23 protein-coding genes, 1 tRNA gene and 1 pseudogene are annotated in these 24,896 nt (G+C 59.1%); 14 read left to right on the plus strand and 11 right to left on the minus strand.

From position 1 onward, the window contains the following. Positions 1 to 155: 155 nt before the first annotated feature. From ACVW0B_RS05895 to hisB, 6 genes and pseudogenes are all read right to left on the minus strand, one after another. Complete coding sequence (locus ACVW0B_RS05895; protein ID WP_457491194.1) at positions 156 to 1,256, minus strand: NAD(P)/FAD-dependent oxidoreductase; 1,101 nt, start codon at positions 1,254 to 1,256, stop codon at positions 156 to 158. Between the two features lie 34 nt (positions 1,257 to 1,290). Further along, positions 1,291 to 1,443, minus strand: a complete 153-nt coding sequence (locus tag ACVW0B_RS05900) for a photosystem II protein Y (protein ID WP_457387433.1) — start codon at positions 1,441 to 1,443, stop codon at positions 1,291 to 1,293. Positions 1,444 to 1,790: 347 nt separating this feature from the next. Then, a pseudogene (locus tag ACVW0B_RS05905) lies at positions 1,791 to 2,719 on the minus strand (ABC transporter permease). 36 nt (positions 2,720 to 2,755) lie between these two features. Continuing rightward, a complete protein-coding gene (locus ACVW0B_RS05910; RefSeq protein ID WP_457491195.1) occupies positions 2,756 to 3,439 on the minus strand; it encodes a hypothetical protein in 684 nt (227 codons plus the stop codon). Positions 3,440 to 3,568: 129 nt separating this feature from the next. Next, positions 3,569 to 3,805 carry an alpha/beta hydrolase gene (locus ACVW0B_RS05915; RefSeq protein ID WP_457491209.1) on the minus strand — a complete coding sequence of 79 codons (237 nt, stop codon included), beginning with the start codon at positions 3,803 to 3,805 and terminating at the stop codon, positions 3,569 to 3,571. A 135-nt stretch (positions 3,806 to 3,940) separates the two neighbouring features. Continuing rightward, a complete protein-coding gene (hisB, locus tag ACVW0B_RS05920) occupies positions 3,941 to 4,561 on the minus strand; it encodes an imidazoleglycerol-phosphate dehydratase HisB (protein WP_457491196.1) in 621 nt (206 codons plus the stop codon). Positions 4,562 to 4,872: 311 nt separating this feature from the next. Between hisB and ACVW0B_RS05925 the strand changes: the two genes are divergently transcribed. From ACVW0B_RS05925 to ACVW0B_RS05945, 5 genes are all read left to right on the plus strand, one after another. Then, positions 4,873 to 6,288, plus strand: a complete 1,416-nt coding sequence (locus ACVW0B_RS05925; RefSeq protein WP_457491197.1) for a RecQ family ATP-dependent DNA helicase — start codon at positions 4,873 to 4,875, stop codon at positions 6,286 to 6,288. 147 nt (positions 6,289 to 6,435) lie between these two features. After that, entirely contained in the window at positions 6,436 to 8,241 is a 1,806-nt protein-coding gene (locus tag ACVW0B_RS05930; RefSeq protein WP_457491198.1) for a glycoside hydrolase family 3 N-terminal domain-containing protein, read from the plus strand. 299 nt (positions 8,242 to 8,540) lie between these two features. Further along, positions 8,541 to 8,834, plus strand: coding sequence for a c-type cytochrome (locus tag ACVW0B_RS05935; protein ID WP_369791762.1), 294 nt, complete (start codon positions 8,541 to 8,543; stop codon positions 8,832 to 8,834). 9 nt (positions 8,835 to 8,843) lie between these two features. Continuing rightward, positions 8,844 to 9,515 (plus strand): diacylglycerol/polyprenol kinase family protein, encoded by a 672-nt coding sequence (locus ACVW0B_RS05940; protein WP_414416234.1) that lies wholly within the window; start codon positions 8,844 to 8,846, stop codon positions 9,513 to 9,515. Between the two features lie 72 nt (positions 9,516 to 9,587). Continuing rightward, on the plus strand, positions 9,588 to 10,880 hold the full coding sequence (locus tag ACVW0B_RS05945) for a Glu/Leu/Phe/Val family dehydrogenase (RefSeq protein WP_457491199.1): 1,293 nt from the start codon (positions 9,588 to 9,590) through the stop codon (positions 10,878 to 10,880). A gap of 93 nt (positions 10,881 to 10,973) precedes the next feature. On the opposite strand, the gene ACVW0B_RS05950 is transcribed toward ACVW0B_RS05945, so the two are convergent. Together ACVW0B_RS05950 and ACVW0B_RS05955 are read right to left on the minus strand one after the other, a co-directional pair. Next, on the minus strand, positions 10,974 to 11,333 hold the full coding sequence (locus ACVW0B_RS05950) for a hypothetical protein (RefSeq protein WP_414351532.1): 360 nt from the start codon (positions 11,331 to 11,333) through the stop codon (positions 10,974 to 10,976). Between the two features lie 324 nt (positions 11,334 to 11,657). Beyond that, a complete protein-coding gene (locus ACVW0B_RS05955) occupies positions 11,658 to 11,915 on the minus strand; it encodes a helix-turn-helix domain-containing protein (protein ID WP_041436246.1) in 258 nt (85 codons plus the stop codon). A gap of 320 nt (positions 11,916 to 12,235) precedes the next feature. On the opposite strand from ACVW0B_RS05955, the gene ACVW0B_RS05960 reads away from it, so the two are divergent. From ACVW0B_RS05960 to ACVW0B_RS05975, 4 genes are all read left to right on the plus strand, one after another. Continuing rightward, the gene (locus tag ACVW0B_RS05960; RefSeq protein ID WP_457491200.1) at positions 12,236 to 13,345 is read left to right on the plus strand and encodes an RpoD/SigA family RNA polymerase sigma factor; all 1,110 of its coding nucleotides are present in this window, start codon (positions 12,236 to 12,238) and stop codon (positions 13,343 to 13,345) included. A gap of 675 nt (positions 13,346 to 14,020) precedes the next feature. Beyond that, on the plus strand, positions 14,021 to 14,953 hold the full coding sequence (locus ACVW0B_RS05965) for a COX15/CtaA family protein (RefSeq protein ID WP_457491201.1): 933 nt from the start codon (positions 14,021 to 14,023) through the stop codon (positions 14,951 to 14,953). 53 nt (positions 14,954 to 15,006) lie between these two features. Beyond that, positions 15,007 to 15,999: a heme o synthase gene (locus ACVW0B_RS05970; protein ID WP_457491210.1), complete on the plus strand. Its 993-nt coding sequence runs from the start codon at positions 15,007 to 15,009 to the stop codon at positions 15,997 to 15,999. A 147-nt stretch (positions 16,000 to 16,146) separates the two neighbouring features. Continuing rightward, on the plus strand, positions 16,147 to 16,404 hold the full coding sequence (locus tag ACVW0B_RS05975) for a hypothetical protein (protein ID WP_457444668.1): 258 nt from the start codon (positions 16,147 to 16,149) through the stop codon (positions 16,402 to 16,404). 461 nt (positions 16,405 to 16,865) lie between these two features. Here the strand turns inward: ACVW0B_RS05975 and ACVW0B_RS05980 are convergent. After that, a tRNA-Ala gene (locus tag ACVW0B_RS05980) sits at positions 16,866 to 16,938 on the minus strand. Between the two features lie 253 nt (positions 16,939 to 17,191). On the opposite strand from ACVW0B_RS05980, the gene sppA reads away from it, so the two are divergent. From sppA to pheA, 4 genes are all read left to right on the plus strand, one after another. Continuing rightward, positions 17,192 to 18,229 carry a signal peptide peptidase SppA gene (gene sppA, locus ACVW0B_RS05985; protein ID WP_457444666.1) on the plus strand — a complete coding sequence of 346 codons (1,038 nt, stop codon included), beginning with the start codon at positions 17,192 to 17,194 and terminating at the stop codon, positions 18,227 to 18,229. 44 nt (positions 18,230 to 18,273) lie between these two features. Next, positions 18,274 to 19,548 carry an alanine racemase gene (gene alr, locus ACVW0B_RS05990; RefSeq protein WP_457491202.1) on the plus strand — a complete coding sequence of 425 codons (1,275 nt, stop codon included), beginning with the start codon at positions 18,274 to 18,276 and terminating at the stop codon, positions 19,546 to 19,548. Between the two features lie 183 nt (positions 19,549 to 19,731). After that, the gene (locus ACVW0B_RS05995; protein WP_457491203.1) at positions 19,732 to 20,100 is read left to right on the plus strand and encodes a late competence development ComFB family protein; all 369 of its coding nucleotides are present in this window, start codon (positions 19,732 to 19,734) and stop codon (positions 20,098 to 20,100) included. A gap of 13 nt (positions 20,101 to 20,113) precedes the next feature. Next, entirely contained in the window at positions 20,114 to 21,100 is a 987-nt protein-coding gene (gene pheA / locus ACVW0B_RS06000) for a prephenate dehydratase (RefSeq protein WP_414389260.1), read from the plus strand. Positions 21,101 to 21,356: 256 nt separating this feature from the next. On the opposite strand, the gene ACVW0B_RS06005 is transcribed toward pheA, so the two are convergent. Then, positions 21,357 to 22,214: a sulfite exporter TauE/SafE family protein gene (locus tag ACVW0B_RS06005; protein WP_457491204.1), complete on the minus strand. Its 858-nt coding sequence runs from the start codon at positions 22,212 to 22,214 to the stop codon at positions 21,357 to 21,359. A gap of 326 nt (positions 22,215 to 22,540) precedes the next feature. On the opposite strand from ACVW0B_RS06005, the gene ACVW0B_RS06010 reads away from it, so the two are divergent. Further along, positions 22,541 to 24,259, plus strand: a complete 1,719-nt coding sequence (locus tag ACVW0B_RS06010) for a transglutaminase domain-containing protein (protein WP_457491205.1) — start codon at positions 22,541 to 22,543, stop codon at positions 24,257 to 24,259. 118 nt (positions 24,260 to 24,377) lie between these two features. Here the strand turns inward: ACVW0B_RS06010 and ACVW0B_RS06015 are convergent. Next, on the minus strand, positions 24,378 to 24,896 hold a 519-nt coding region (locus ACVW0B_RS06015), incomplete at its 5' end, for an RNA-guided endonuclease TnpB family protein (RefSeq protein WP_457491206.1).

Below are 24,896 nucleotides of genomic sequence, written 5' to 3' on the forward strand. Positions count from 1 at the left end.
CAGGGGATCCACCCTTTAGCTTGACACACTCCCCGGCCCAGAGGGTGGAAATTCTCAGCGGCCCTCAGCCTGCCCTCCCAGTGGTCTTGCCGTCATCTCTGTCCTGCGCCAGGTCAGGCACTTGCCCTGCCGACCGGGTCGGCCTGTGCATACCCTCATTTCCCAGAAAGCATTCCAAGCAGGGTTTTGGCAGCGTCTTGCCCTGAGAGCCAAGCCCCCTCTACGCGCCCTCCGGCGCACCAATCGCCGGCACAAACCAAAGGCAATCCCTCAGCAGCGGAAACCGGCACACGGGTGCTTAAGCTGGCCAATCCCGTGGTTTCCAAAGGCAAAGCGTAGCGCCAACGGTGCACCTGCATCCATTGTGGCGAAGCCAACCAGGGATCCAGCCGTTGGGCTGCGTGGGCCAGCAATTCTCGACCGGCCTTTTCCAGCTCAGAGGGGCCGGCCTCCAAGTACAGAGATGACCACTCCGCCCCCCCATGCAAGACCACCACAGGCGGGAGCGGCTGCAGGCGCTTGCTGCTGTCCAGTCCCAGCCAGGCCAACATCGGATCCTCCAAGCACTTGATCCCCTTCCAGGGCGGCGTATGCTCAGAGTAGCCCGCCAAAACCGCAAGGCAGGGTTGATACTGGGCGGATTCCAGCAGAGGCAACAGGTTTTCAGCCGAAGGGATCCCTTCCCGGAGCAGGGGCAGCAACTGGGGGGCCGGAATTGTCGCCACCAGGGCAGCAGCCTCGTAGCATTGGCCGTTCTCCGCCCTCAATTGCCAGCTTGTTGCCAAAGGTTTGAGGCTGACCACACGAGTTTGGGTGTGTACCGACAGCGGGGCAGCCAAGTGTTTGGCCAGCATTGTCATGCCCTGGGGGCAAGCGTAGCGTGGTTTCTCGTCGTTGGGATCCTCTGGGCGCAGCCCTTCTCGATCCAGCACATGCAGCGAGCGCGTCCATTCCGTCAGCAGCCCCAGGCCCAGCAGCTCCTTCACCCAGCGATAAAAGCCATCCGAATCGGCGGTCAGGTATTGAGCCCCATGATCCACTGGCACCGTTTGCCCAGCGTGCTCAACTCGACGGGTGGCCATGCGCCCGCCCAAGCCCGCCGATTTTTCCAGCACCAGAACCCGCAGCCCCGCCCGCAGCAGTTGCCTTGCACACACCAAACCGCCCACTCCCGCCCCGATGACAATCACATCGGCGGATGTTGAGCGGGCTCCCTCGGAAGGGGTTACCGCTGCCTGGGTTGCTTCGCCTAGCATACTGAGCCTGCCAGCTGTGACCGGATCCGCACGTTCAGCTCCCCCCTCTGCCGAAGGGGTTGTTGCCTTTTTCGCCGAAGAGCTTGGCTTCTCCCTTGATGGCAGCCTTGATGATGTTGTAGGCAGCCCAGGCAACCACCAAAACAATGGGCGACAGAACGATCAGCGGACGGAGATCAATGTCCATGGTTTTCATCCCCCCCTAACATAGATTGATTTACCGACTGCTGGGAACAAGAGCCTCCAGGGTTGGCCACCGCCGGAATCCCGATGGGGTGAAACCGTTTTCGACTCTGGATCCCGCATAAGCTGAGGTGCAACTCTGGAAAGATGGCTAAGTCCAGAATAAACCCAAATGGGGATCCCTACCGGCTAGACTTTGCCCCATCTGGACTGCTGAGGCGGGAGCCAACAGGCCCACACTGAGAATCGCGTCCAGAACTAGCGCACCCACCAGGGATGTGCAATCGACCCCGATCACCTGACTAACTGCTGCCCAAGCCCGCAACTTGGATCTTAATTCTGGGCTCTTTCTCAGTTGCTGTAGATTTTGCCCAAGGCAGCCGGCGGACGAGTGCGGCGGGCGCGGCCCTGCATTCCCGATAGAACCCCCATCGTCAACACAAAGGGCAACGCCTGGATCAACACGGGTGGCATCACATCTCCCCCTTGCAGTTGAATGGCCAGGGCGTCGGTGGCCCCAAACAACAGCGTCGCGCCCAGGATCCCGAAGGGGTGCCACTTGCCAAAGATCATCGCTGCCAAGGCGATAAGGCCCTTTCCTGCTGACATGTTGCGGACAAACTGGTTCAAAAAGCCAATGGAAAGGTAGGCCCCCGCCAGGCCCCCCAACAGGCCGGAGAGCAGCACCGCCGCGTAGCGCATACCCAGGACATCCACCCCCATGGTGGCAGCAGCCTGAGGATGCTCTCCCACCGCTCGCAGCCGCAAGCCCCAGGGTGTTTTGAACAGCAACCACCAGGAGATTGGCACCAACAGAAAGGCCAGATACACCAAGGGGCTAAACCCATGCCACAGCGGCAGCCGATTGACAATTTCTTGAGAGTTGGTGGTGTTGCCGTAGAACGATTGCAGCACCAGCGAAGGCACGCTCATGGCCAACAGGTTGATGGCAGTGCCGCTGACAATTTGATCGGCTCTGTAGCGGATGCACATCAGCGCATGCACAAAGGCAATGGCCACCCCCCCTAAGGCGCCGGCCAACAAACCCACCCAAGGGATCCAACCCACCTGAGCTGCTGGAGTCTGGGCCAGAAGGGAAGCTTCCAGGCGTTGGGTGGTTACCGCCGCCGCCAAAGCCCCAAACAAAACAAGATGATCCCCTCCAGGGCAATATTGACCACGCCGCTGCGTTCGGAGTACATGCCCCCCAAGGCCGTGAGCAACAGAGGGGTAGTGGAGCGCAGGGTAGCCGGGATCAAAGCCCAAAACAGAGTTGCCATAGTGCTCCGCAGCGCCAGCGCAAACGAGATCTCCGCTCAGAGGTACTCAAGTTGAGCGTTCATCGCAGTCCATTTCCACCTGGGCTGCCTGCAAGGGATCCGTGAAATAGCCGGGCAACAGGCCGCCTGCAGCAATGAAAAGGTGTAGGTGATCAAGTCCACTTTGGTGCTCAGCTTTACAAAAAAAGGCGAATCGGGCGAGGAGCCTAAGCCGGGCCGCAGCAACCCCACCACCACCGCCCCTGCTGCCACCGCCGCCCCCAAGGCACTCAGGGGTACGATGATCTGCCGCTGCCGCACCAAAAAAGCTTTTCCTCCCGGCAACTGCAGCCGCCCCAGCAGCAACAGCAGCAGGGCATAGGCAAAGCTGGCATAGCCAGCCAAAGAAGGGCTGAACCGCCGCAACGGCAACCGAGTTGGCGGGATCCCCTCCGCCAGGGCCACCCTGTTCACCGCCCCCACTGCCCCATAAAACCAGAGCAAGCCCAGCCCAAATAGAACCAGACCGACCACTCCCAAGCTGTACAGCCAGCGGGCCCGCACTTGCCGCTCCTTGATCCCCAGAGCCAGACATGACAACAGCGCCAACAGCACCCAGGCCCAGCTCAACCCTGGGATCCAACCCACCGCCAAAGTCTCCGGGATCCCCAACTGCTGCGGGTCGATGAGGCCAAAGGTTCCTGCCAGCACCCCTGTGCCGCCGAACTCCCGCCTCAGCACCCACTAGGGGCAGAGCAAAAACAGCAAAACGGCGCTCAGATTGGTCAGCAACAGCAGCATGGGCAGAGATTCAACAAGACCAAGGAGGGCCATCCGACAAAGATAGCAGCCAGCCCTCTTCTCAGCTCCTCAGCTCAAGACACTTCTCACGGGAAAGTGTTCCTCACCTCCGTCGCGAACGAGGCCAGTTGGATCTGTTCTGGCCTCAGGTCTCGAATCAAAGTAGTGCGCAGAGGTGCTGGGATCAAAATCGCGTGTGAGCAAATCTGCCAAAGCTGCCTGCTGCTCTGGCGTAAGCCGCCGCAGATAAAAATCCAACTGCCGGCTCACCGTGCCATTGTGAGCAAACTGGGCCAGATCCTCCACGGGCAAGGAGAACTCAATCAAACAAAGGCGGCAGAAACACCCCCAAGCGCTCTGCACCCCCCATCTGGCCCAGACCGAAGAAAACTGTCCCCAATCCCAGAGCCAAGGCCAACAGTCTCCGTGGCCAGTTCATGCCTAGAGTACTCCCTTCGAACTAGGGATCCCTTCTTGGCGGCGCGGATCCCGTTCCACAGCCATGCGCAGGGCGCGGGCAAACGCCTTAAAACTGGCCTCGACAATGTGGTGGGCATTGAGGCCGGCAGCTTGGCGAATGTGCAAAGTGAGCTGGGCGTGGTTGACCACCGCCTGATAAAACTCCCGCACCAACTGGGTTTCGTAGCGGCCAATGCGCTCTGTGGGCAGCTCCAGGCCATAGCTGAGGTGAGGGCGACCCGAAAAATCCAGCACCACCTGCACCAGGGCTTCATCCAAAGGCGCCCAAAAATGGCCGAAGCGATGAATGCCCCGCCGATCCTGCAAAGCCTGCGCCAGAGCCTGTCCCAGCGTGATGCCCACATCTTCGTTGGTGTGGTGATCGTCGATGTGCAGATCCCCTATGGCCTTGATCTGCAAATCGATCAACCCGTGGGTGCTGAGCTGGGCCAGCATGTGATCCAAAAAGGGGATCCCGGTGTCGATCTGGTGCTGACCGCTGCCATCCAAGTTCAGGTGAATTTGCACATCCGTTTCCCCCGTGCGACGGTGAACAGAGGCCGTTCTGGGCTGGAGCAGGCGCGAGGAGTCGAGGGCAGTCATGGGAAAAGTATCGAAGCAGGCGGGAAGTCCCAGCTCTAGGATCGCACAAGCCCGCCGCCATCGACACCTTCACCCATGCAGCAGGTGAGAATCCCTTCTCTGCCGGGGATCCTGATCCCAGCCCCCTGGACACGGGGATAGGTGTGACAGGGATCCCCTACAGGCAAGCCGGTGGGGCCGATCCTCTGCGCCCTCACCCCTTGGGAGAGGGGAGCTAGCAGGTTCAGCGGGATTTGAAATAGCCTATAAGACAGCTTCTCCCGAAATCGCTGTAGATTGCTGAAGGAAATTGTTGAAAAGGGGGTTGCCGTTTGCAAGATTGGCAGCAGATTCAGCGCGCCCTCAAGCAACACTGGGGTTACGAGAGGCTGCGCCCACCGCAGGATCAGGTGATCCGCGCTCTGCTGGACAAGCGCGACGCGCTGGTGGTGTTGCCGACGGGGTTTGGCAAATCCCTGTGCTTTCAGCTAGCAGCTCTGCTGCAAAGGGGGGTGATGCTGGTGGTCTCGCCCCTAATCGCCCTCATGGAAGACCAAGTTCAGGATCTCTGGAAACGCAAGCTGCCGGCGGCCTGTCTCCACAGCGAACTGGATCCAGCCCTGCGCAAGCGGGTGTTGAAGGCCCTTGAGGAAAACCGACTGCGCCTGCTCTATTTGGGGCCGGAGACTCTATTCAGCCCCCCCGTTTGGCAACGGCTGCAACAGCCTCAGGTGCAAATCAACGGCCTGATCGTGGATGAGGCCCACACGTTGGTGCATTGGGGGGGATCCTTCCGGCCCGACTACCGCCGTCTGGGATTGCTGCGCCCGGCTCTGGCCCCGGTGAAGTCCTCTTTTCCCATCGCCGCTTTTACCGCCACGGCTGACCCCCAAACCTGCAGCCGCCTCAGCCAAATCCTAGAGCTGCGGGATCCGGAGCACATTTGCGCCGATCCCCTGCAGGCCAACCTCTCCCTCAATGTGGCGATAGCCTGGAGCCCGGCGGATCGCCGTCGTCGTCTGCTGCGATTCCTGGGCGAGAATCCCGGGTCGGGTCTGGTCTATGTGCGCACCCGACGGGATGGGGAAGAGCTGGCCGAGTGGCTGGGCCGACAGAACTTGAAAACCGCCACCTATCACGGGGGGCTGGAAGCGCGATCCCGCCGCCGGCTAGAACGATCCTGGCTGCAGGGGGAACTGCGCTTTCTGGTCTGCACCAACGCCTTTGGCATGGGGATCAACAAGCCGGATGTGCGTTGGGTGCTGCATTTTCATCCCCCGCCCAGCTTGATGGATTATTTACAAGAGGTGGGACGAGGTGGTCGGGATGGTGGCCCTTGTCGGGCCCTGATGCTGGTCTCGGAGCCGACGGGCATGCTGGATCCCAGCGATCGCCGGCGCCAGGCCTATTTTTATTCCCAGCAGGAGCGCCTTCAGGCCCGAGCACGCCACCTGCTGCAAACCTTGCCTCAGCAGGGATCCTACGCCGACCTGCCGCCTGGAGAGGTACGGGTGGCCCTGGGTCTATTGCAGGAGATGGGCTGCCTGCACTGGCCGGATCCCTTTCACTTTCAGGTGTTGCACCGCCGTTGGCAGCCTTTAAGACGAGAGGATCCCTGGCAAGGGATGGAAGCCCTCATCCACGCCCGCGGCTGTCGGTGGCAGGCGATCTTGCCCTATTTTGGCTACCCTGGGGAGCAGCCCGGCCTGCCCTGTGGCACCTGTGACCGTTGTCGGCTTTCTCGTTAGCCCTCAACAGCCCGCTGCGAGCCGCAACCGGCAGGAGTGGCTATCATGATCTGCGTTTCTGCAAAGGGAGCAGTTCCCCTTGCTGACGAACTTTCGGCTGTGCCTATGAGTGTTTCCGGATCTCCGCTCGAGGAACTTGACCGACCCTTGTCCCTAGCTCGGCAGGTGGCGCAACTGTTGGTGGTGCCGGTCTCGGCCCGTCTGGGATCCCAGTCTCCTCCCCGAGAGATCCTCAAACGGCTTATCCAGGAGGTGGGGATCGGGGGCATCTGGCTCACGGATGGCCACGTGGCCGAGGCCCTGCTGCTGATCGAGGAGGCCCAGTCTTGGGCGGCTCTGCCCCTTTTGGTGGCAGCCGAGGTCGGGCGGGGGCTGGCCCTGCAGGGGGCGACCCCTTTCCCCCATCCTCTAGGGTTGAGCCGCCTGGGGGCGGAAGCCGAGCGCTGGGCCGAGCAGTGGGGGCGGATCACGGCGCGGGAGGCGGCGGCCATCGGCATCAATTGGTTGCTCAGCCCGGTGGCAGAGCCGCTGGGGGAAGGGGCGCTGGCGGAGGATCCCCTGTCTGCTTTGCAACTGGCGCGAGCTTTTGTGCGCGGATGTGAGCAAGCCACCCCGGGCAGCACAGGCGGGATCCTAACCACAGCCAGCTCTTTTCCGGGCAAAGGCTGGAGGGATCCGGTTCAGGCCGGACTGAAGCCATCCCCAAAGACAACAGACACCCCCTGGTGCCCCCGATTAACCCTGACCCTAGCCCAGCTCCAAGAGGGACCTTGGCTGCCTTTTCGAGGTTTGGTGGAGCAGGTGGGGGCGATCTTGGTTTCCCACGTGGTGCTGCCGGAGTGGGATGAGCGCTGGCCTGTCACCCTGCTGCCGGGGCGGCTAACCCAACTGTTGCGCCAGGAATGGGGGTTTGGCGGGCTTATTGTTGTGGACAGCCTCGATCAAGGCTGCTTGGCAGAGCTGGCCAATGCTAACGGGCCCAACTCATTGGCCGTGCGGGCTTTCCAGGCCGGTGCCGACCTAATTTTGGCCCCCCCCGATCCGATGGCATCCTTGGCAGCCGTTTTGGAAGCGGTGCAACAGGGATCCCTCAGCACAGACCAGCTTGCCCAGTCGGTGACGCGGGTGCTGCGGGCCAAACAGCGACTCCTACCCGCCGCCTCAGCTCTCCTCCAACAGGTGTGGCCGGCCCTGGCAGAAACCGACTTCAGCGCCCTTGGCGGATGGATGGGAGCCAAGGATCCCACGGATCCGGCCCTCAACCGTGGCTCTCCCGCCGAGCAACTGAAGCCTTTGCTGTTGGGGGATCCCATCTCCAAGGACAAGGACTCCGTTCCGCGGACGCGAACGGCGTTGGGAAAGTTGTTCAACAGGCGCTCCCACCTGACCTCTGCTCTGCACAGAGCCGCACAGATGGGATCCCTCTTGGCCGAGAAGGATATTGCCCCCTGTCAAGCGGCTATGGCCCGTGGTGGCGTGGAAGGAGGCCGGCCCCTCAGCCCGCCCGCAGAGCCCGGATGGTTGAACTGGATCTGGCAGGATCCCCCCTTGGGTGCTGCCGATGTGCAGTTGCAGTCTCCCGCCCTGCATGTTCCGGCTGCCTTAGGCATGCTTCCTGTGCTCAGCGATGCTCTTACCCCCCTACCTTGGCTGGAAGCTGCCCTAAACAACGCCCCAGGATTCATCTTCCAAGGTTTCCTTCGGGATCCCTTGCCCAACTATGTGCTGGATTGGCTGCAACAGCATCGGGAGCGGGTGGCAGCGGTCGTCATTTATGGTAATTTATCTCTCTACCGCCGCCTGCGGGCGCACTTTCCATGGGCCAATGCCATCCACAGCCTCAACCGGGATCCCTGGGCTCAAGCGGAGGTGATGGGGCGGCTCTTTCCCAACCGTTCCCCCTCAGAGGGATCAAAGTCTCACGTGGCCCAGCCAACCATTAAGAAAAAGTAAATACCTTTACAGATTATTGGCAGGGAAAGGCTCCTGAGTTATCGTGTTGGTTGAAATGTAAAAGATTGAAACGGTTTCTCTCAGCGTTGTCTGTGTCTCCCTCCCTCTCAGAGACCACTCAATCCCGCAGCAGCCAGTCATCAACTGGCAGTTGCGTCGGCTTTGAGCAAAAGCGACTTCAGCCTTCATCCCAACAGCGTTTACAACCCTTCCTCAAATCCTTGCAGCAGTTCTTTACAAGTGTCTGGTCTCAAAAAACTCGGCTGGGTCTTGCCCTCCTCAGCCTAGGGCTGGCGATATTGACCTGGGCTTGGCTAAGTGCTGAGGCTCGTCTGGATCCCTATACCGAAGCCGTCCTCAGCTTACAGGGGCAGGTTAGCCATGGTGCATCCTTGTTTGCCCTCAACTGTGCAGCCTGCCACGGAGAAGAAGCGGATGGCCGGGTAGGGCCCAGTCTGCGGGGGGTGAGCAGCCGCCGCTCGGATCGGTTTATTATTCAGCAGGTGACCGGTGGCAAAACGCCTCCCATGCCCCAGTTCCAGCCGGATCCCCAGGAGATGGCAGATCTGCTCAGCTACTTGAAAACCCTCTGAGGCCGTTTCATGGGCCTGGCCCAGCAGCTTGCTTGCTATGCTCTCTGGCTGGCCGCCGTATTTGCTTTTGCGGAATGGCTGCGCTCCCGGCAGGTGGACGGGGAATGGGTGCGCAAGGCCATTCACATTGGTGTGGGCAATATCATTTTGTTGGCTTGGGCTTTGCAAGTGCCTCGCTGGCTAGGGGTGGGATTCTCTCTGGTGTTTGCCGGCTTGGCGCTGCTCTCCTACCGGGTGGCCATCTTGCCCAGCTTGAATGGAGTCGGTCGCCGCAGCTTTGGCACCTGTTTCTACGCCGTCAGCATTGGCCTGCTGCTGTTTTGGTTTTGGCGTCCCCAGCGACAGGTCTTCGCGGTGATCGGCATATTGGTGATGACGTGGGCCGACGCCTTGGCAGGGTTGGTGGGCAAAACTTGGGGCCAACACCCCTACCAACTGGGATCCATTCAAAAAAGCTGGGAGGGATCCCTGACCATGTGGGCGGTGAGCAGCTTGGTGATCGCAGCTCTGCTGCTGGGGTACTTTGGCTTCTCTCTCCCTTTGCTCGGAGTGAGCCTTTTGGTGGGAGGGATGGCTATGGGACTGGAGGTGTTCTCTTGGTGGGGGTTGGATAACCTGACCGTGCCCCTGGCCAGTGCCGGCCTCTGTTTTGTTCTGCTGCAGATCCTCAATTATTTGTAACGCTTGCTACGGAACGTTCCTCTCCGGTTCCCGGCGGTATAGCGTGGAAACAGCCCTTTCTTCTTCTCCACCATGGCTGCAAGTCCTGCGCTGGCCTCTTCTGCCCCTCCCTCTCCCGCCCACATCTGTCCCTTTGCCCAGGCTTGTAGCTACCTGGATTGGGCAGCTCGCGAGCTGAAACTGGATCCCGGCTGGGTGGCGATCCTCAGCACCCCCCGCAAAGTGGTGACGGTGGCGATCCCCGTGCGGCTGGATAACGGACACATCCAAGTGCTGGCCGGCCATCGGGTGCAGCATTGCAACGTTCTCGGCCCCTACAAAGGGGGGATCCGCTACCACCCAGCGGTCACCCTTGAAGAGGTCTCGGCCTTGGCGATGCTCATGACCTGGAAATGCGCCCTTATGGGCATTCCCTACGGTGGGGCCAAAGGGGGGATCCCTATCGATCCGAGGCGTTATTCGGTCTCGGAGCTGGAGCGCATTACCCGCCGTTATACCAGCGAGCTGATCAAGGATATCGGCCCTGCAGAGGACATTCCCGCTCCAGACATGGGAACTTCCGCCCGCGAGATGGCCTGGGTGATGGATACCTATTCCATGAATGTTGGGCATGCGGTGCCGGGAGTGGTGACGGGCAAACCTCTCTCGATTGGGGGATCCCGAGGGCGAGAACTGGCCACCGGACGGGGGGTGATGATCACGGTACGGGAAGCCTTGGCCCGACATGGTGGATCCCTGGCAGGGGCAACGGTGTTAATCCAAGGTTTTGGCAATGTGGGTGGAGCAGCGGCCAGCTTGCTGCATCAGGCAGGAGCCAAAATTGTGGCGGTTTCCGGCAGTTCTGGGGGCCTTTATAACCCCAAAGGACTGGATATCCCCGCCCTCAAAGCTTACATGAAGGAACAGGGAGGCCGCATGGCGGGCTTTCCACAGGCTGAGCCCATTAGCAATGCCGACCTGCTGGTGCAAAAAGCGGATGTGTTGATTCCTGCTGCTCTAGAGAACCAAATTACCGAAGCCAATGCCCACCAAATTCAAGCCCGGATCGTGGCAGAAGCTGCCAACGGGCCAACCACTCTCGCCGCCGACCGGATTTTGGAATCGCGAGGGATCCAGGTATTGCCGGATATTCTGACCAATGCCGGTGGGGTAGTGGTGAGCTATCTGGAGTGGGTGCAGGGACTCTCTTACATCTTCTGGGATGAGGAGCGGGTCAATCAAGAAATGGAAGGTCTGATGGTACGTGCCTTTGAACGGGTGGTGCAGGAGGCAGAACGGCGGCAAGTGTCGCTGCGACTGGCTGCCTACACCCTAGGGGTAGGCCGAGTGGCCCAAGCCCTACAGGATCGCGGCCTTTACCCGTAGAAGCTCCCCCACCTGGAGACCGGGAACTCTTGGCTCAACAAGCCCACTTGCCAGGGTTCGGCTGCCCAAACTCTGCTGGAGGTAGTCCTTTTCTCAAGCCCGACGGCGTTCTTGCTCTTCCTGCTGCTGCCATTGCTTGAGCAGCTCTTTTGCCGCCTGCGGGGTAAAGTAGTCCAGCTCCATCAGCTTACGGTAGGTCAGAATTTGTCGCATCTCCAGGGGCATGTCTGCTTTTTGGTAGAAGTAGCGAATGCGATTGATGTTTTGCTCCATTTCGGTAAACTCTTGCTCCCGCTTGATCTGCCTTTCCTGCTTGAGCACTTCATGGGGAGCGGACAGGCGGCTGTAGTTGGGGATCCGTTGCGTGCCTGTGGTTTTGCTCGCAGCAGGCAGACGGTGGCCTCCGGTTTGTCGGCTGTTGGCCTTGTTGGAATTGAAGAAGAAAGAGAGCATCGGCAAACCTCACACAAACAGATAAACGGCGGGAGCTTAACGCCAAGTCAACAATATCAAGTTTAGGTGAAGAAGCCTGTGATCCAGATCCTTCTTGGAAAAACCCGTACTTCCGGCGCGGCGCTGTATCTCTCTGCCTCTCCTACCCCCGCGGATGGTCAAGGAAAAGCTGGGGTTTGGCCTCAAGCCAATCTATTCATGAGTCCAGCCTACCGTGTTTACACGGAAAATGACTGAGATCACGTCCGAGAGTACAAGGTATTTAAGTATCTTCACGTCCTTTTGTTCGGGATCCCTGTATCGGATGTACTTTCCCGCAGGCCGCTACAGGTGGGATTCATCTCCGCTCAGCAGCCAAGTGACCGATACCCCCAACGCCTTGGCAAAGGCCACCAGTTCTTTGTCAATGACGCGCCGTTTTCCCTTTTCCACCTGGCCAATCTTGACGTAGTCCAACTGCACACCGTACTTGGCCAAGCGACCCGCCAGTTGATCTTGGGTGAGTTGCAGCTTCTCCCGTACCCAGCGCACCCGCTCCCCAATCAAGTTGGCCGATGGATGGTGCCGGTCGTTAGACTCCATAGGAGCAGAAAGCCGTAAATATTCTTTTCCAGACTGAGGAAGTTGAGGGATCCTCACATGGTAGCCTGAGCTGGCAAGGTTCCCTTTTCCTGGGATCCCACCCGGCAGCCGTTGAGCTGACTGGCTCAGGAACAATCTTACCTCAAGGTCTAGATCGAAAATCGCTTACCGCTTTTTGCCGGGCAACCCCTTGCCTGCAAAGACTTGGCGGATGGGATCCCTGCTGTTCCCGCATCCAAGCGGAAAAATCTCCGGACAAAAAAGAGGGGCATGATCGATTTTCGCTCGCAGCAGCAGCAGAAACCTTTTTAGACTGGGAGATGAAGTTCTCTCCTCACCTGGCCGTGGTTTTTTCTCGTCCTCATCCTGAACACTCTGTCTCTTCGCCTCAGGAGTTCGACGATCTCTGGTTCGACCCCGAGTCTGCCCCTCAAGACGACCTCGCAGAAGTTGACTCAGAGCCAGGGGCCGGCGGATCCCGGTTGAATGAAGACGCTGTCGATCACTACCTGAATACCATCGGTCGCGTGCCCCGCATCGATCACGCTGAGGAAATCGAGTTGTCGCGCAAAATTCAGCAAAAGCTCCTCATCGATCAAGCCCGGCAGGAATGGCGGCAACAGCGGGGGGAGGATCCCAGCGATGAGGCTCTGGCCGAGGCCCTGCAGATTTCCGTATCCACCCTACGCTCCCGCATCCGACAAGGGGAGCAAGCTCAGCGCAAGCTGGTCAACGCCAACCTGCGCCTGGTGGTCAGTGTTGCCAAAAAATACCTCAATCGGGGGGTGCCCTTTTTGGATCTGATCCAAGAGGGCAATATCGGGTTAATTCGGGCCACCGAAAAATTCAATGCGGAGCGGGGGTTTCGCTTCAGCACCTACGCCCATTGGTGGATTCGCCAAGGCATTACCCGTTGCATTGCCAATCAAGCACGGACGATTCGCCTGCCGGTACACATGGTCGACAAAGTGCGCCTGCTCAAGCGCACCAACCGCGAGCTGATGAAGCTACAGGGTCGGCGGCCCACCGAAGTGGAGCTGGCAGAAGCCCTGGGCATTAAAGTCAAGAAACTGCGCATGATCCAGCAGGCTGCTGCTTTGCCCCTGTCGCTGGATGTGCCGGTCGGCCAGGAAGGAGAAAGCCGCCTTGGAGATTTGCTGCAAGATGAGCGGCAAGAGCAGCCCTTTCAAGGGATCCTCGTGCAATCGATGCAGCAGGATGTGCGTTCTGCCATGCAAACCCTGAAGCCGATTGAGAGGCAAGTGCTGGAGTTGCGCTATGGGTTAGACGGGCAACAGGCGAGAACCCTGCGGGAGGTGGGGGATCACTTCAACCTAACGCGGGAACGGATTCGTCAGATCGAGCGGGATGCCCTGCGCAAGTTGCGGGTGGGCTATTCTTCGCGGGCTTTGGCCCAGTACATCCGCTAGTGGCTACAGACCCACAGACCGATTTCCTGGCCAGCTTCTGCCCAGGGATAGCCTTTTTTCAATCTTCTTGGGTTGAACACCATAGCCCCTTGCAGCGGCGATGATAAGGATCCCTTATCCCCTGAGCCTATTGGGGCTGATGACCCCCCGGCTACCTCATCTTCACGACCAGAGCCAGTGGGAAGGACTTTGGCAGCTAACCTCTTTGGTCGTTGAGGAGTTGGCTGATCGGTTTCCTCTGGCGCTCAGGCATTGTAGTCATTCCAAACGAGATTGAGACACTCCCGCTGCCGCCCAAACGCTTCGCGCCGCTGCCGCGACCCCTCTCCCAGGGGGAAAAGGATTGGTCTGCTGGCTTGACTTCCCAGAGGTGCCTAGGATTCGGAACACCTGTGCGCCGAGAAAGAAATTCTTAAAAAGCCTTCGCCAGCCACAAAACCGCATTTAGGATCGGCTTCGAGGAATAGTCAGCGAGTAACCTGCGTCTTTGTTTCCAGATGGCCCGATACCAAGCCGGCTAGGCTTTTTCAGCCCAGCCTCTTTTTCAGTGCAGATGCTCGAGCCGTCAGCCCAGTCTTTGCTATGCCTTCAACTGCAATGGATTCTTCGATCTTTCATCAATCCCAACCTTCTTCCCAGCGGAATCCTGTGCTCTCAGACAAGCTTTCCCTGCGTATGGGACAAGCCCTACTGGGGTTAGCATTGGCCACTTGGCTGCTGATGGGGTTAGGCAGTGCCACCCGCGTCATGAATGCTGGGCTGTCCTGTCCAGATTGGCCCCTTTGCTACGGGGCAATTGTGCCCAGCCAGCAGATGAACCTACAAGTCTTTTTGGAATGGTTTCACCGCATGGTGGCTTCTGGGGTAGGCTTGGCTACGCTGGTTCTGATGGGGTTTGCTTGGCTGAAGCGTCAGGCATTGCCCACTTGGCTGCCCTGGGGTTTGAGCTGGGCTTTTGTTCTGGTCTTGATGCAAGGGATCCTGGGCGGGCTGACGGTCACGGAGCTGCTGCGCTTTGACATTGTGACAGCCCACTTGGGCACGGGCCTGCTGTTCTTTGCCACTCTGCTTACTCTGGGATTACTGATCTTGACAGGATCCGGTTCCGAGGACTCCATCCTGCCGCTGCGACTGGGTGAAGGGCCATTTTCCGTCGGCTACTTGCCTTGGCTGGGCTTGGGGGCGGTGCTGCTGGTGTATGTCCAGAGCCTTCTGGGCGCCTTGGTGGCCTCCCAATGGGCTTTGCATCAATGCTTTGCTGCCGGCGAGCTGTGCTGGGTGATGAATAGCCACTTGCTGGGGGTTGCTCCGGCCACCCTTGGGGTGTTGGCGGTAGCGGTGGCCACCGGGCTGCGGCGCAAGCGGATCCCCCGCCTTCTCAAGTTCTTGGGCCATGGGTCTGTTGGCCTGCTGTTGGCCCAGGTGGGGATCGGTGTTTTGACCTATCATTACCGGCTGCAGGTAGAACCCCTAACGGTGGCCCATCAGATGATAGGGGCAGCTTTGCTGGCCTGTCTGCTGGGTTTTACGGTGCTGGCCTGGCGAATGCGAAGCCGAGGGGAAGAAGGCCGGTGGATGGCCGTAACCGCAGAAATGACCGGTGAGTGAATTTCATGCAAGATAGCGTTTTAGTCGACCGTCAGGCTTCCTACCAGAACCCGATGGGGGGGATCCCCTCTGAGCAGAGCCCATGTGCTCTGGGGTGCGAGCGCCAGGCGCTTGTCCAGGTTTTGCGCAGCTACAGCCAGTTGGTGAAGCCCAAGATCATCGCCCTCTTGCTGATGACGACGGCTGGGGCCATGTGGATGGCAGGCAACACCGACCCGTTCAGGTTTTTCATCACCCTTTTGGGGGGAGGAATGGCGGCGGCGGCAGCCAACGTCATCAACATGGTGTATGACACCGATATCGATCGGATGATGGAGCGAACCCGCCATCGTCCCCTGCCTTCCGGTCGAATCCGGGCGCGGGATGCTCTGATTTTTTCGGGGATCCTGGCTTTGACTGCTTTTGGGCTGTTGGCTATCTTCACCAACCTGCTGGCTGCCGGTTTGGCCATGTCGGGGATCCTGGTGTACGTGGGGGTCTATACCCACTGGCTGAAGCGTTCCAGCACGCAAAATATTGTCATCGGTGGAGCGGCAGGAGCGATCCCACCTTTGGTGGGCTGGGCAGCAACCACAGGCGAGCTCAGCTGGGCCGCGTGGGTGATGTTCGCCATCATCTTTTTGTGGACTCCACCCCACTTCTGGGCTTTGGCCATTCTGAAGCGGGAAGACTATGCCCGTGCCGGGGTGCCGATGCTGCCGGTGGTCGCGGGCGAAAGGATCACTGCCGCACAGATTTTGCTCTACGCGCTGCTGATGGTTCCGGTCAGCCTGTTGCTGGTTTACCCCTTAGGGATGCTGGGATCCTTTTATCTGAGCGCGGCGGCGCTGCTGGGATCCCTCTTGGTTTGGAAGGCGGTGCAGTTGCTGCAGGATCCCTGCGACCGAGATCGGGCGGCCTCGCTCTTCACGTTTGCCAACCTGTATCTGCTGCTGTTGTGCGGGGCCATGGGTCTGGATAGGTGGTCGTTAACCCACATCCTCTGGAGCCAGGCCACTGCGTCCCTCCAAGGGATTTACACCACCCTCATAGCGCTGGCCAGCTGACTTGCGCGAATGGGGGATCCCTGGGTTGATAACCCCCGTTGGCCAGCCGGTTTTTCCTCAAAATTGCGGCCCATTCTCAGAGAGTGACACTCCATACCGTGCAGGGTAGAATGAGCTAATCATTAGCCAAGCAAGACACACCCGGCCATGACCAATGAGGAGATTGAGACGCGATTTGTCCAGTTGGCCGAAGCTGTGACCAAGGTGGCTGATACAGTTGCCAAGGTTACCGATGCTCAGCTTGCCTTGCAGACTCTTTCGGGGCGTCTCGCTGAGGTTGTCCTGGAATTGCGGCAGGAAGTGCGGGAATTGCGGCAGCGGCAGGCCGAGTCGGATCAACGCTTTGAGGTTCTCCTTCAGGAAATCCGCTTCTTAATCCGCCGTCAGGGAGAGGGGCAAGCGTGAGTTGGGAAATCGCCTGGTGGAAGCCCTTGAGATAGGTCAGGATCCTCTCCGTGGAAAGGGTGAAAACAGCGGAGGATCCCTTGCTGCCTAAGGTTTGCTCCCAAGCAGAATACTTTCATTATTTCAAACAGCAATGAAACGGCTTGCTGCGTCGATCCCTAACTCCCTTCTCCCAGGGGGAGAGAAGCCGGAGGTGAGGGAAGGCCGCCTTACAGGAGAGGAGTTGGGGGTAGATTTTGCCGAGCCTTTGTGGACACTTAAGAAGCCCAGAAGCCTTGCTGGATAGGACTGTCTGGGCTTGGGGAGATGTTGCTGAACCGTTTCGCAACGCATAGTCACTTATCTCACCGTCAAGGTGAAACAAACAACCGCTTGCTTCCTGATAAGGCCTCCGGCCCGCTAGCGCAAGCAGTAGAAATAGATGGTAATAGAAGCCACGACTGCTATCGGCCCTCTGGGGATGGAGCTTAGCGGACTTGAACCGCTGACCCCTTCAATGCCATTGAAGTGCTCTACCAACTGAGCTAAAGCCCCAATCACTTGGCTTCGAGCGAGAATCCCGCTCAAGGATCCTACCCTCTACTCCAGCTTACACTGGCAACCTGCAGAAGATGCCTCAGCGGTAAAAAACGCTGGAACCTGATCGTAAATAAGTGGAGGATCCTTGTCAATAGCTTGGATGGCTCAACCGAGATGAGGAGTTTGCTTGGTTCTCAGCCTTTTGGTGTCAGACGTTGCGAGAAGCCCGCGGGGTGGTAGAACGGAGTCAGTGGCAATTGAGGGGCCTGTGACACAAGAAACTCAGCTTAACCGCATTTTGGCGGCTTCTTTGCTGGTCGTCTGCCTTATTGCGGCCATTGTCGGGGGCACGCGCCCTGCCCCAGAGCCTACCCGAGGCGGGGTTGGCCTAGAGGCTGCACGGGGGGCGGAGCGCATCGAGGTGGTCACCCTGGAAGGAACGATAGGCGGCCCAGGGGGTTCGACTTTGGTAGGCCTGCCCACTTCTCCTGTGGAACAGTTGCGGGAGGCAGCACGGGATCCCTCTGTCAAGGCTGTATTGCTGCGCATCAACAGTCCCGGCGGAGCTGTGGGATCCAGCCAGGAACTCTACCGCGCCGTAACCGCTCTACACGGAGCAGGCAAGCCGGTGATCGCTATCCTAGAAAACATTGCTGCCAGTGGGGGGTACTACGTGGCCAGCGCTGCCGACAAAATCTATGCCAACCCTGGCACCCTAACCGGCAGCATAGGGGTTATCATCAGCGGCCTCAGCTTTGGTAAGTTGCTGGAGAACTACGGCATAGAGCCGCAGACCTTCAAAACCGGCGAGTACAAAGACCTTCTCTCTCCTTTCCGCAGTGCCACTCCTCAAGAGCAGCGCCTTCTGCAAAACTTGGTGGAGGATACCCTCGAGCAGTTCATTCGCGATGTGGCCCAAGGACGCCAGCACTTGCCAGAAAAGGCAGATGAGGTGCTGGAGGCGGAGATGATCGCGCGACGGCAGAGCTTGGATGAAGACCGGGTGCGACAATTGGCCGATGGACGCATCTTCACCGGGGCGCAAGCTGTGGAGGTGGGCTTGGTGGATGCTTTGGGGGGCTACACGGAGGCGGTGGAGGATCTGCGGCGCATGACCGGGGATCCCTCTTTGTCGCCGGCGGGTGAGGGAGAGGGCTTCCAACGAGTACTGCGACGCCTGTTAAGCCAAGGACTGTCCTCGCAAAGGCAAGCCGCTTGGCTGAGCCGGCTGTTGGAGAGCAACGAGGCTGTTGGGATCCCAGACGTGCCGCTGCTGTGGATGGCGCCGGAGTGGACTTTGCGCTAAACCTAAATCTAATCAGGACGGGTTTTGGGTGTGGGGGGTGAACGGTGAATCGAGAACCGGTCGCGCCGGCGGCGCAGGGCACTTTGAGAGCAGCTGCTCTGGGAGTGCAGGGCAATACTTGGAGAGAGGGATCCCAGAAGGCCAATTCCTTGGCGGAGCTGGATTGGGCCATCGACCTGGAGCTGTTGACCAGTCGGGCTTGGGTGGAAATTGACGCAGCCCAGCTGCGAGAAAACCTGCGGCTGTTGCAGAGGCGCCTAGGCTCAAACGTCGAGATCTGGGCGGTGGTGAAGGCCAATGCCTACGGGCATGGGGCGCAGTTGGTGGCTCCCGTGGCTGTTGCGGCTGGGGCCAAGGGGCTATGTGTGGCCACCCTGGCCGAAGGGATCGAGTTGCGGCAAACGGGGCTGCAGGCTCCGGTTCTGGTGTTGGGAGCTTTGAATACTTGGGCGGAGCTACAGCAGGCCATGGCAGCCCGGCTGGAGGTCAGCCTCACCTGCACAGACCAAATCCCGCTGATGCGCCAGGTAGCCCGTTGGGCCGGGCGCCCCGTCCCGGTGCATGTCAATGTGGATACGGGTATGACCCGTTTGGGGATCCCCTGGAAGAAAGCTGCAGCCGTGTGGGGGCAGATTTGTCGGATCCCGGAGCTGGAAGGCTGTAGCTTGTTTTCCCATTTGGCGACGGCGGACGAGCCCCATTCTCCAGTCATGGAACAGCAGCACGCCCGCTTTGCCCAGGTGGTGGAACAGATCCGCCAAGCCGGGGATCCCTTGCCGGCGCTGCATCTGGATAACTCAGCCGGTGCTTTAACCCATCTCCACTACTCCCGTGTGCGTTTGGGGTTGGTCCTCTATGGCTTGTCGCCTGCCCCTCACTTGCAACTGCCGGGTCTGCAGCCGATTCTGCGACTCAAGGCGCGGCTGACCCACATCCAAACTGTGCCTGCCCAGACCGGAGTGAGCTATGGACATCGCTACATCACCTCTCGCCCCAGTCGCATTGCCACTCTGGCCATCGGCTATGCGGATGGGATCCCACGGCGGCTTTCCGGCTGGCTGCGAGGATGGGTGCGCGGCGGCTTGATCCAACAGGTGGGCACAATCACGATGGATCAATGTATGTGGGATGTAACCGAGAGGCCGGATATCCAGGTGGGGGATGTGGTGGAGCTGCTGGGCCCCAATCTGGCAAATGCGGGTTTATCTGTGCAGGATTGGGCCGATCAGTTGGGTACTATTTCCTATGAGTTGCTGTGTGGGCTTTCTGCCCGTCTGCCGAGAGTGTTGGTTAATTCTCTGGGTTTTGATGATGCCTGACACGACAGATTGGATTGCCTCAAGCACGGATAGGAGCAGGCCAGAGGCTGTTCGCGTCGGCAGCAGAGGGCTTGACTTGACGTGTCAACAGAGAGTAGAGCAGCATCGAAGGTAATCGAGGGCACTCCTGATCACTGAAAACAGTGACTTGGCGGCGGATTCGGTTCCCATTGGGAGGTAGCGATGGCGGAGCAACATAAGCCTCTGAAGAGCCTGGAAAATCAAATGGAACGGGCTGTTCTGGAGATGGTCAATGAAATCCTGCTGATGGAGAGTCAGCAGCGCTACTGCTTCTGTGAGAAATTCTGTAACGATGCTGCCGCCCTGGCCTTGAACAACCTCAAACCTCGCTACGCCACCAGTTTTCACGGCTCTCTCCACACTTTGGAAGCCATTCAAGCGGATCAGGAGTTGCAGAGGCTGATCCGGTTGGAGGTGGTGAAGGCCATGGACAAGGTGGCGGCCAATCCCCGTTGCCCGGAGCCTGAATGTCCTTTGCTGCTGCGCGACGTCGAGGCGATAGAGTTAGAGCTGGCCCCTAGCGACAATTGAAGAAATGGCTCTGATGGAGCTGCGCTCCGCTGGCGCGAACGTTTCCCCTTCGCCGGTGGCCTTTCTTGGCCCTGCTGGAACCTACACAGAGTTGGCAGCTTTGCTGGCCTGCCCTGAGCAGCCTCACCTGCACAGCCAGGGATCCCACCCCTTAGTGCCTTATCCAACGATCAGCGCCTGTCTAGAGGCGGTAGCTGCCGGCCAGCAACAATGGGCGGTGGTGCCGGTGGAAAACTCCGTAGAGGGCGGGGTTTCGATGACCTTGGATGCCCTCTGGCAACTGGAGGGGCTAGGGATCCGGCAGGCGCTGATCCTGCCCATTCGCCATGCCCTCATCGGACGTGCCTCGCGGTTGGAGCAAATTGAGCAGGTCTACTCCCACCCGCAAGCTTTGGCCCAATGTCAGGCTTGGCTGAGATCCCATCTGCCCCAGGCCACTTTGATCCCAACCCGCTCGACCACCGAAGAATTGGATCGCCTGCAGGAGCAGCCCAGCGCCGCCGTCATCGCCTCAGAACGAGCTGCCACCCTCTACCAACTGCCGGTCTTGGCCTGCCCGATCAACGATCACCCCGACAATTGCACTCGCTTTTGGGTTATTGGCCGTGCGCCGCTCTCGCGTTCCGGTCAACAGGGTGAAACCTCTGCCGATCCTGCTTCTCCGGGGGGATCCCATACTTCCTTAGCCTTCAGCCTCCCCCACAACGTGCCGGGAGCGCTGCTGAAACCTCTGCAAGTGTTTGCGGAGCGAGGCCTGAATATGTCTCGCATTGAGTCGCGCCCCACCAAAAAATCGGCAGGGACGTATGTCTTTTTTGTCGATTTGGAGAACCCTATCGGCCAACCCTATTTGGATGCCGAGGTGGTTGCGGCGCTGGAATCAATTGCTGAAACCTTGAAGCTCTTCGGCAGCTACCCTGTGCATGACCTCTGCAAACAAGGGGATCTATCCCAAGTAGCAAAAGCCCTGCCCTCTGAGGGGAAAGCGCGTCCAGCGTAGCCAAGTCTTTCAAACCGTTGAATCCATCTGAGTCATCAGGCCCGAAAGCTGGGAGCGACACCCGATAGAGTCATTTCAGGTTAGGGTGAGACGCCTGGGCTGCTGATCGCGCCAGCGGGACGGAGTCCTTGAAAAGCCTTCTGGATCAGTGCATGCAACATTTTGGGTTTGAGTTCAGTGTCCCAGTTTAAATCCAAATGACCGTAGCTTGGAACCAGGACTGCTGTCCCGAGCACTGGGGCAGACCAGGATCACTTCACAGAGCTCGATAACCTTGCCAGGCTTGCCAAAAAATGTAAAGAGAAAGAATGGCCAGGAAGCCCCGAAACAACAGACTGACGGTTTCATCGGGCAATTTGGGCAGGGTGCGTGTGCTAATCTGTACACCGATTAACCCCCCTGTGCCCAAGATTAAACCTGGGATCCAGAGCACATTCTGGTGGATGGTGCCGTCCCCGAACCCCAGGCCATTCCAGATCCAATCGCTGAGGCCCGCATGGCTGGCAGTGGCAGCAACTGCTGTGATCACAATGGCCCCCAGACTGGTCTGAATCGCCACTTTGATTGTCTCTTTCAGCAGCAGGATCTGCATTGGCACCAGGATCACCCCACCGCCGATGCCAAACAGCCCGGCCAACAAACCGGCAGTGCCGCCGGTCAGGGCGCGGGCTAACCAGGGAGACATCTGCCCTGAGGACTCCGTCCCACTGAGGTGCTCGGCACCGCTGACGTCAGCCCCCAATTCTTGGGCCTGGATAACCACCTTTTTGTTGAGTTGCACCAGGTAAGTGTTGGCCAGCAGCAACACTCCAAACGCTGCCAACAGCAGATAGCTGGGAAGGCGACTGGCGATAATTGCTCCTACTTGAGCCGTAAGCAACGCTGGGATCCCCAGCAGGATCACCCGTTTCAGATCCAGCATGCCCATCCGCCAGTTTTGGATGCTGCCCGCAATCGAGGTCATAACGATGGAAAGGTTGCTGGTGGCTGCAGCTTGAACCGGTGGGATCCCCAAGCTGACCTGTAAGGGCACCAGGATCGTTCCACCGCCAATGCCCAGAACCCCGGCTAGGATCCCTGCCACCAGGCCGCCAATTGCCAAGGCCAACTCCATCCCCTACCACTCCCCACCGCTGCTCTATCTTGCTGGCCAAAAAGCCGCCATCATCGTAACATTCTCCAGTCCTGGCAAGACTAGCAGGGATACATCGGTCGAGAAGCCTTGGGTGTGGGGTTGAAAAGAGGCGCATCATAAAATGTTGGACAGTCGTACTGATCTGGTGCGGATCGCGCTAGCGCGCCAACTTCTCCACAAGCAGGGAAGCCTTCATGGTTGCCATCCATCCGGCAAATGATCTGGGTGCTCTGAAAAATCTAGGTTCCACGGCAAGAGGATCCCAGCCTGCTTGGTGGCCTCCATCTGGGCGGCAACAGGGAACTGTGGCCCCTCTGCAACCTCTGGGGCTGGTTGCTTTGGAAGGTTTGGCCACCTGGGGAGATCGCCTGTTGGGCTTGGATCGGGTGAGGGGCTATTTGGTGGAAATTCAAGAGCACAACACCCTGCTGCTCAATCCCCATCATGTCCACTCTTTCCAAGGTGCTTACGGTTTGTGGGTAGAGCCAGAAGGGGATCAAGCGTGGATTTGGCTCAGTCGGGAGCAAGAGGGGCAAATCTTGCGCATTCCCATGTCCGCTCTGCAGCAACCGGGATCCCTGGAAGCCTTTCCAGTGTGTAGGTGCCCCTACCCTATCGAAGGGATCGCCCTCTGGAGCGATCCCCACACGGGAAACCGCTACCTCTATGCCACCTGCTACCGACGGGAAAAAATCCTGCAACTGGATCCCAGCCGTGGCCTTATTGTGCAGGAGATGCCTGCCCCTGGGGTTGGCCGAGAACAGATTGCGGTGCAGGGAGACTACCTCTGGGTGAGCGATCGGGTGGAAGAGACGATCTACGTGCTGGAGCGCCAGACCGGGCGAGAACTGGCCCGTATCCTCACCCCTTCTCCTGGGCCGACAGGCTTGGCCCATTGGCGGGGGCAACTCTGGGTGGCCTATGCCCACGAAGAAGCCTACATCCACGACAACCCCAACGCTCCAGATCCCTTGTCGGTGGCCCTGCGCGATAAAACCTGGGTGGCCCCCCTACGCCTGCGGCCTTTGGATCCCCCTAGCTCCCCCGACCCCTCTGGCGGCAGTGGAACCGAGGCCGAGGATTCCCCCATTGCCTGTCCGGTAATTTTTCAGCCCCAGTGTCTGGGGGAACGCGCCACCTACACCCTCTCCCACGGCTATCGGGTGGAGCTGACCTATGTGGAAGAAATTGCCCAAGAAGAGCCGCGCTTCCTGCCCGATTTGGTCTGGCGAATTGCCTTGCCCTGCAACAGCCTTCGCCAACGGGTGCGCAGCCTGCACTGGGTAGGTCTGCCGTTTGAAGTGGAAGAGCAATCTGGCCAACAGGTGGCGGTGTTTTCGCTGGGATCCCTGGGGGCCCATGAGGTGCGCTTGTTTGGCTGGCGGGCGGTGCTGGATCTCTACAGTATCAAGTACTGCATCGATCCACTGGATGTAGAGGCTGCCGTTTTGCCCAGGGAGCTGCGGGATCGCTACTTGGTGGACGATGACTACCTGGCCATGGACACCTCGATTGTCCGAGAGGCAGCGCGGCTGGCCGTTGGCAGCGAGACCAACTTGCTGCGCAAAATGCTCAATATCCGGGCCTATGTTTACGACAAGCTCTCCTACCGGGTCACCTCTCGCATCGATCCGCCGGATGAGGTTTTGCGGCGTGGCTCCGGTTCTTGTGGTGAATATGTGGGGGTGCTGTTGGCTTTGGCCCGCCTCAATGGGATCCCTTGCCGCACGGTGGGGCGCTACAAATGTCCTCCCCATCCAGAACTGAAAGGGATCCCGCTGTTTCCCCAGTACAACCACGTGTGGATTGAGTTTTATCTGCCCGGCTGGGGTTGGGTGCCGATGGAGTCGAACCCCGACGATCGGGGGGAGCGCCCCTATTCGCAGCGCTACTTCATGGGCTTGCCCTGGACCCATGCCGAGATCGCCAAAGGGATCCCTTTCGAGACGATCAACACCGACCAAGCCTCAATTGGGGAGCTGGCCATTAACCATGTGCAGTTTCGCATCTTAGAAGAAATTTGAAAGGCGAATAGAGTGAGAAAACGGGCCTGAGATTGGCCAACACTGCTCCCGGAGTGATTTTTGCCGAAGATGACGATGTGGCTCCTGATGTGGTGTGGGTAAGCCGCTCTCGAGTAAACTACCCGGCCCTGACTGCTTCGCAGTACAGGGCGGGCTTTCGGTAGCCCTGCAGTTGGCAAGCCAACCACGGGCCTCTAGGCTGGTTTACGACAGCCCCAAGCTTGGCAATCATGTTGGCCCCATTCCAGTCCGCATCCCCTTCCCATCCACAGTGCCCACACTTGAACGACTTACCACTGCGATAGGATTGCGCAGGGTTGGGATGGATGTGCAAACACCGGTGGCAGGTCTGCGACGTGTAGGCAGGCGGCACCAGAGTCAAAGCAACCCCTGCACGCAGAGCCTTGTATTCCAGAAACTGCCTCAGCTGGTAGAACGCCCAACTGTTGGCCCTGCGCCGCTCGGCTTTGCTGCGGGGTTGTTGGTTGATACGCTCCCGTATCCCTGTCAAGTCTTCCAGAGCAATAGCGCTGTTTGTGACCTTTGCCCTAGAGACAATAGCTTTGGAGATGCGATGATTGACCCACGCTTGAAAGCGTCTCTCCTTGCCAGACAGCCGTTGCAGCAGTTCTCTGCA

This window comes from Thermostichus sp. MS-CIW-23, from assembly GCF_054059455.1.